At 60.3% G+C, this 6,662-nt stretch carries 6 protein-coding genes and 1 pseudogene; 4 read left to right on the top strand and 3 right to left on the bottom strand.

Going from position 1 to position 6,662, the window contains the following annotated elements; translation table 11 throughout:
- The 3 genes and pseudogenes from AC1V0D_RS15560 to AC1V0D_RS15550 all read left to right on the top strand — a co-directional run.
- A pseudogene (locus tag AC1V0D_RS15560) lies at window positions 1-151 on the top strand (AzlC family ABC transporter permease); the annotation flags it as partial.
- Entirely contained in the window at window positions 148-471 is a 324-nt protein-coding gene (locus AC1V0D_RS15555; protein WP_009092737.1) for an AzlD domain-containing protein, read from the top strand. The pseudogene AC1V0D_RS15560 and the gene AC1V0D_RS15555, both read left to right, overlap by 4 nt.
- 99 nt (window positions 472-570) lie before the next feature.
- Window positions 571-1,299 carry a DJ-1/PfpI family protein gene (locus AC1V0D_RS15550; RefSeq protein ID WP_482907726.1) on the top strand — a complete coding sequence of 243 codons (729 nt, stop codon included), beginning with the start codon at window positions 571-573 and terminating at the stop codon, window positions 1,297-1,299.
- Here the strand turns inward: AC1V0D_RS15550 and AC1V0D_RS15545 are convergent.
- Genes AC1V0D_RS15545 through AC1V0D_RS15535 form a run of 3 tightly spaced genes read right to left on the bottom strand, consistent with a single transcriptional unit; the run spans window position 1,249 to window position 6,318 of the window.
- Window positions 1,249-2,214: an acyltransferase family protein gene (locus AC1V0D_RS15545; RefSeq protein WP_482907725.1), complete on the bottom strand. Its 966-nt coding sequence runs from the start codon at window positions 2,212-2,214 to the stop codon at window positions 1,249-1,251. The genes AC1V0D_RS15550 and AC1V0D_RS15545 overlap by 51 nt on opposite strands.
- Entirely contained in the window at window positions 2,207-5,275 is a 3,069-nt protein-coding gene (locus AC1V0D_RS15540) for an efflux RND transporter permease subunit (RefSeq protein WP_482907724.1), read from the bottom strand. The genes AC1V0D_RS15545 and AC1V0D_RS15540 overlap by 8 nt, the downstream gene beginning before the upstream one ends.
- A complete protein-coding gene (locus AC1V0D_RS15535) occupies window positions 5,275-6,318 on the bottom strand; it encodes an efflux RND transporter periplasmic adaptor subunit (protein WP_482907723.1) in 1,044 nt (347 codons plus the stop codon). The genes AC1V0D_RS15540 and AC1V0D_RS15535 overlap by 1 nt, the downstream gene beginning before the upstream one ends.
- Between AC1V0D_RS15535 and AC1V0D_RS15530 the strand changes: the two genes are divergently transcribed.
- Complete coding sequence (locus AC1V0D_RS15530) at window positions 6,239-6,646, top strand: hypothetical protein (protein ID WP_261766128.1); 408 nt, start codon at window positions 6,239-6,241, stop codon at window positions 6,644-6,646. The genes AC1V0D_RS15535 and AC1V0D_RS15530 overlap by 80 nt on opposite strands.
- Window positions 6,647-6,662 lie beyond the last annotated feature (16 nt).

Raw genomic sequence — 6,662 nt, 5'->3', positions numbered from 1 at the left:
TCTGATTTTCCCGGCGCTGCGGCAGCGACGCACCCGGATCCCCGCCACCGTTGGCGCGCTGCTGTCACTGGTGGCGACGCCGCTGGTACCGGCAGGCATGCCGGTGCTGTTTTCGCTGCTGGGCCTGCTGACATGGAGATCGCGCAAATGATGCATCAGGGAACCCTCATCGCAGGCATCGCCCTGCTGGCCGCCGGCACCTGGCTGATGCGGTTTGCCGGTGTCAGGCTGGGCAACCGTCTTCCTATCAGTGAGCGCTCACAGCAGATGCTCTCCGATGCTGCAACCATCCTGCTGCTGGCGGTGGCCGCGACCACGACGCTGTTTGAAGGTCACCATTTTGCCGGGGTGGCCCGGGTAGCCGGAGTCGGCTTTGCCCTGCTGCTGGCCTGGCGTCGGGCACCGCTGATTATGATTATTCTCGGAGCGGCGGCGATGACGGCGCTGCTGCGGTTTCTCGGTGTGCCCTGACGACGCGGGCCTCCTCAGACCGAAAAAAGGGGCGGGACGTTGTATTCGGGGCTGGGATCACGGCATGATGATCCCTTATCTCCTGACAGGAAGTTTTCTATGCCTCGTCCGTTACAGATAGGTCTGCTGCTGTTCCCCGAACTCACCCAGCTTGATTTAACCGGTCCCTGGGAAGTCTTTGCGCGCACGCCCGGCGTGGCGTGCCATCTGATCTGGAAGGATACTCAGCCGGTGCGATCCGATCGTGGCCTGGCGATCGTACCGACCACCACCTTTGAAGCCTGCCCGCCACTGGATGTGATTTTTGTGCCCGGCGGGCCGGGCCAGATTGCGTTGATGTCGGACACGGAAACGCTGGACTTCCTCCGGCAGCGAGCCGGTGAGACGCAGTGGGTCACCTCGGTCTGCACCGGTTCGCTGGTGCTGGGGGCCGCCGGATTGTTACAGGGTTACCGGGCCACCTCACACTGGGGTTCCCTGGATCAGCTGGCTCTGCTGGGTGCGCAGCCGGTGAGTGAGCGGGTGGTTCGGGACCGCAATCGCATCACCGGGGCAGGCGTGACCTCCGGCATCGATTTTGCCCTGACGCTGGTGGCGGAGATTGCAGATGACGCGACAGCCAGAGCGATTCAGCTGCAGATGGAATACGATCCCGCGCCGCCCTATAACAGCGGTTCTCCGCAGAGTGCTCCCCCTCAGGAAGTCGAAGCAGCCCGGACGAAGATGGTGACGTTTATCGCCACGCGCCGTGCGGCCACCGAAGCGGCAGCAGCGCGGCTACAGGCTGATCAGTTTGCGCACGCCGGGGATACGCAGCAGCAGCAGTGACAATGTCATGCTGAATATCAGGGTCAGGGCGATAACCAGCAGCTTATCGCCCAGCGTCTCGATGCGGATCGCTGCGGCCAGCAGTCCAAAAATCAGATAGTGCAGGATGTAAACACCCGTCATGGTCTTTCCCAGCGTGGTCAGCAGCGGCGTCACCCACCGGGCGCGCGCCGGCAGCCGGATGGCGTTGACGCTGATGACGATCAGCACCACCAGCAGATAAACCTGTGAACCGGTCAGCAGCACCTCGTTGCTGGTCGCCAGGAAGCGCGCAATAAAGTAGTACCGCTCGTAGAGCCAGGTAAACAGGTAGACCGCAGGCAGCAGCAGCAGGCTGGTTTTTATCACCCGCGGTGAGGTGAAAAAGGGCATGACGGCGGGCGCGGCCATCAGCCGGCCCGACAGGTAGTAGAGCACCCATGTCCAGATGCGATACTGCGGCGGCAGTGAAAACAACCGCCTCTCCGGAGAGAGACTGGCAAGCAGGTCATAGGTGAACGCGAAAATCAGCAGCAGAAAAATGAGTGATGCCATCACGCCCGGCCGCCGGACCAGCCGGTCGATCAGAGGATGCGACACATAAATCACAATAAGCGCGATGACAAACCACGGCTGAATCAGATACCCCTTGTGATGCATCCCGGCAAGCCAGAAAAAGCTGAACCAGAAGAGAAAGATCAGCAGAATGCGGCGAATCTTGCCGAGCTGCCACGCGGGGGTATGTTGCTCACCCGCATCCATATAGCCGCTGAGCAGAAAATAGAGTGGTGTGGCGATGGTGGAGACGAAGCTCAGCACGTTGAGCGTCAGGCTGACATCGTAGTAGTACCGGTCGTAACTCTGATAAAGCGTAAAAAACGACACCGCCGTGATGCAGGCCAGCGTCTTCAGCATCGCCAGCCCGCTCTTATTCACCCTGCGCCTCCTGCTCCCCACCGTGGAAGCAGCGATACAATACCGGCAGCACCAGCAGCGTTAGCACGGTGGCGAACCCCAGGCCGAAGATAATCACCACCGCCATGCTCTGGAAAAAAACATCGCGCAGCAGCGGCAGCAGACCCAGTACCGTGGTGAAGGCGGTCAGCAGGATAGGGCGCAGGCGTGACGTCGCCGCATCAGTAATCGCCTGCTGCAAGGGTTTCTCCTGGCGGAACAGCCGGATCTCTTCAATCAGCACGATCCCGTTGCGGATCAGCATACCCGACAGACTCAGCAGGCCAATCAGCGCCATAAAGCCAAACGGAATGCCGGTGAGGAGAAAGCCACAGGTCACGCCAATCAATGCCAGCGGCACCGTAATCCAGATAGCCACGGCGTCGCGCAGCGAGTTGAACATCAGCACGGTAATGATGAACATCGCCAGGAAGCCCACCGGCAGCGAACTGAGCAGGCCGCTCTGCGCTTCACGTGAGCTTTCCAGCTCGCCCCCCCATTCCAGGCGGTAACCCGCGGGCAGTCTGAGCTGATCGATCTGCGGCCGTACACGGGCCACCACCTGGGCTGCGGTCAGCCCCGAAGCCGGATCGGGATCGGTCTGTACGGTCAGCACGCGCGTCCGATCGCGACGCATAATCAGCGGATTTTCCCACTCCAGCCGGAAGTCCGCGATCACATTACTCATCGGGACAAAGTGCTGGAGCGCGGCGCTCCAGAGCTGGATATTCTCAATATGATCGACGCTCTGCCGCTCTTCATCGGCAGGATAGAGCATCACCGGCATCAACCGCGAGCCGTCACGGAAAAGGCCCACGGCGTCACCGCTGAAATTCATCCTCAGCGCCTGGTCAATATCCCGCTTATCGATGCCCAGCTCCTGCCCGCGCAGCGCCGAATAGAGCGGACGGAGCACCTTGCTGCGCTCCTGCCAGTCGTTACGCGCCGGGAAGGTTGAGCCATCAGCCAGGAAAATCGCATCCAGCTGGCTGCCGATATGACGCAGGACTTCAGGATCGGGGCCGATAACCCGCAGTGCGATCGTGCTGTCGCTGGCGCTGCCAAACTGAATGCGCTTAATGCGTGGCCTGACCTGGGGATAGTTCTGCTGGATAAACCTCTCGGTTTTTAGCGACAGCGCCTCCAGCTGTTTTGCCTCCTTCACCCGCACCATAATCTGGGCGAAGTTGCTGTACTGGCGTGCGGCGTCATAGGTAAGCGTAAAGCGCAGCGCGCCCTGACCGACCGTTGTCACCGTCGCCGCGACGTCCGGTTGCTGATTGATAAAACGCGCAATATCCGCTGCCGTATCGGCGGTATAGTGGATATCGGTGCCGTAGGGCAGCCAGAGATCGGTAAAAAAGATCGGCGTGCCGGAGGAAGGAAAGAAGTTCTGCTTTACCTGGGTAAAGCCATACAGCGACAGGGCTAACAGTGCCACCATCACCGTCAGCGTCGTCAGGCGAAAACGCAGTAGACCACCCAGCGCCTTGCGATAGAGCCGGAAAACCACTCCCTGGTAAGGCGCTGAGGCGGCGTTCTGCTCAGGCTGAATCGCACCCCGTCGCCGTTCACTCCAGTGGATAAAGACCGGGGTCAGGGTCAGCGCAGTTATCCAGCTCAGCATCAGGGAGATCAGCAGCACCTGAAACAGCGATTTGCAATATTCACCGGTGGAATCCTGCGACAGTCCAATCGGCGCAAAGGCAAGAATCGCGATGACCGTGGCACCCAGCAGCGGCAGGGCACTGCGACGCACCATGCGGGCAATGGCCTGTTGCAGAGGGCGGCCGCGCTGATGATCGATCTTTATCCCTTCCACCACCACGATGGCGTTATCCACCAGCATGCTGAGTGAAATAATCAGCGCACCCAGCGACACCCGTTGCAGCTCCAGGTTAAAAAGAAACATGATCAGAAGCGTACCGAGCACGTTAAGTGCCAGCGAGGCGGCAATCACCATGCCGCTGCGCAGGCCCATAAACAGCAGCAGCGTGCCCACCACGATGGCCAGCGCCATCAGAAAGTTGAGGATAAAGCCGTCGACCGACTGCCTGACTTCGTGCGCCTGGTTATAGAAAACCTTCAGGCTGATCCCCACGGGGGTGTCCTGCTGATCCTGCTCCAGCTTCGCGCTGAGGGCATTGCCGACGTCGATCACATTGACGCCTGGCGCAAACGAAACGCCAATTGCCAGCGCCGCTTCCCCGTCAGCAAAGTAGAGGTTGGCCGGATTATCGGTCACGCCGCGTGTCAGGGTCGCGATATCACGCAGATGGAGATTCTGCGGACTGCCGGCGGGCAGAAGGGGCAGATCAGCCAGATCGTCCAGCGTCACCAGCTCGCCGGTGGGATGAAAGCGGATCGACTCGCTCTCAACCCGCAGCGCACCGGCACTGGCCACGCCATTGTTGCGGCTCAGCAGGTCGGCCACGCGCTGCGGCGTTATGCCGTAAGCGGTCATTTTGCTGGTGGAGAGCGCGATGCGGATCTCCTCCTGCTCAACACCTGCCACCGCCACTTTCGCCACACCGGATACCCGCACCAGATCGCGGCGCAGCTGATCGGCATAGTTGCGCAGCTCACTGTTGGTAAAGTCTTTGCCGTGGATGACGAAGAAGTAGCCGTAGACGTCGCCAAAGTCGTCGTTGACCAGCGGTGCCTGCACGCCAGGGGGAAACTGCCGGGCCGCATCGCCGACCCGGCGGCGCAGCTCATCCCAGATTTGCGGCAGCTGATCGGCCAGATAGCGGGGGTGAATATTCACGGTAATCTGCGACAGGCCGTTGCCTGAAATGGAGGTGACGTTGTCCAGATAAGGCAGGCGTTGCAGCGCATTTTCCAGCGGCAGCGTCACTTCCTCCTCCACCTGCTGCGCGGATGCGCCGGGATAGTGGGTGACAATCACCGCCGACTTAATGGTAAACAGCGGATCTTCGAGCCGGCCGATGTTCAGCAGAGCATAGAGACCGCCCACGCCCAGCAGCAGAATAACCAGCCAGATGCGGACGGGCTTATCAAGAAAATGCGCCTGAATCCCCATTATAACCCCCGCTCACGTTGCCAGATGCGCACCGCTTCACCCTGGCGCAGCTCCCCCACACCGGCGGCGACAATACGGTCGCCCGGCTTCAGCCCGCTCAGGATCTCAATGCCCTGAGCGGTGAGGCGGCCCGTGGTAACCGGCCTGTCAGTGACGCGCAAGCCGTCGCCCGCTTCGTCGACCAGCCAGACGTGCGGTTGATTCGTCGGGCTGCGGTCCGGATTGAACACGGCGGCCACCGGCACCACCAGCCGCGGCTGGGCGACGGCAGTCGGCAGATTATGCAGCCTGACGCGAACCGAGCCGCTGAGGCCGCTGACGCCCGGAAGATCGGCCGGACGCGGCATGGTCAGCACCACCTGCCAGGTCAGCGTCGCGGCGTTGGTCTGGCTGGTGTGCTCTTTGTACTGCGCGGTAAAAACGCGGCCCGGCAGGGCGTGAAACTGCACTTCCGGCTGATAGTGAAGGTTCTGAACGTCCAGCGCGGAGAAGAGGGTTTCCGGCACGGTAAAGATAACGTCCAGCAGATCGGATCGCGTCAGCAGCGCAATGGGTTGCCCGGCGGCCACCACCTGATGATTTCGCGCCTCCACTTTTGCTATCACCCCGTCGAACGGCGCGCGCAGGGTAAGAAACTGCAGCTCTTCCTGCGCGATTTTCAGGGCCGTCGCGGCGGTGTCGCGGTTCGCTCGCTGTACGTCCATCTCTGACTTCGACACGGCGCTGCGCTGCTCCAGCGTGCGGAAACGCTGAAACTGCCGCTCCGCCAGTTGCAGCGCCGTCTGCCGGTCCCGCACCCGCAGCTTCGCATCGGCATCGTTCAGGCTGGCAAGAACCTGTCCCGCTTTCACCGCGGTGCCATCCCGGATATCGAGCTGAATTAACTGGCCCGGCCGTTTAAAGGCGAGATCGGTATTATCTCCGGCCTGAATACGCGCAGGAAAGACCCGGATATTTTGTGCCATGTCCGATTCAAGCGTAAAAACTTTAACGACGCGGGGCGGCGGCGCTTCCGGTTCTTTTTTTTCATCGCACGCTGTCATAAAAAAACAGCAGAGAAAAACAGAGATAACTTTGCGTTTAATCATTGTCTTCGCCTTAGCTGCAGATATTTCACGGCGGCACGATAAACACGAAGGCGTAATTCGCCCTGATGCTTTTCGCAACCGGGATAAAATAAAATTTAATATTCGTTGTCTGCGTCTGCCGCAACGGCAACAGGTTTGTGAATCCGTTTTATGCCGCCAGTTGCCTCACCACCAGCCAGGTCAGGAGGCCTGTCAGCGTCGTGGCGGTGACCGCGAAAATAACGAAACCGCAAAGCATGATAATGCTCTGTTTTTTCATCAGCGTTTCCTTTTTCAAGGCTGAATATAAGCCGAAGCAC

The sequence above is a fragment of the Pantoea sp. PA1 genome (assembly GCF_056856975.1).
Note: the sequence above shows the minus strand (reverse complement) of the source record. Positions and strands in the feature narration are given on the sequence as shown.

Excerpts from the sequence above, each read along its gene's own strand:
- AC1V0D_RS15530 (WP_261766128.1), top strand. The coding sequence starts at position 6,239 with ATGTCCGATTCAAGCGTAAAAACTTTAACGACGCGGGGCGGCGGCGCT.
- AC1V0D_RS15550 (WP_482907726.1), top strand. The coding sequence starts at position 571 with ATGCCTCGTCCGTTACAGATAGGTCTGCTGCTGTTCCCCGAACTCACC.
- AC1V0D_RS15535 (WP_482907723.1), bottom strand. The coding sequence starts at position 6,318 with ATGACAGCGTGCGATGAAAAAAAAGAACCGGAAGCGCCGCCGCCCCGC.
- AC1V0D_RS15540 (WP_482907724.1), bottom strand. The coding sequence starts at position 5,275 with ATGGGGATTCAGGCGCATTTTCTTGATAAGCCCGTCCGCATCTGGCTG.
- AC1V0D_RS15555 (WP_009092737.1), top strand. The coding sequence starts at position 148 with ATGATGCATCAGGGAACCCTCATCGCAGGCATCGCCCTGCTGGCCGCC.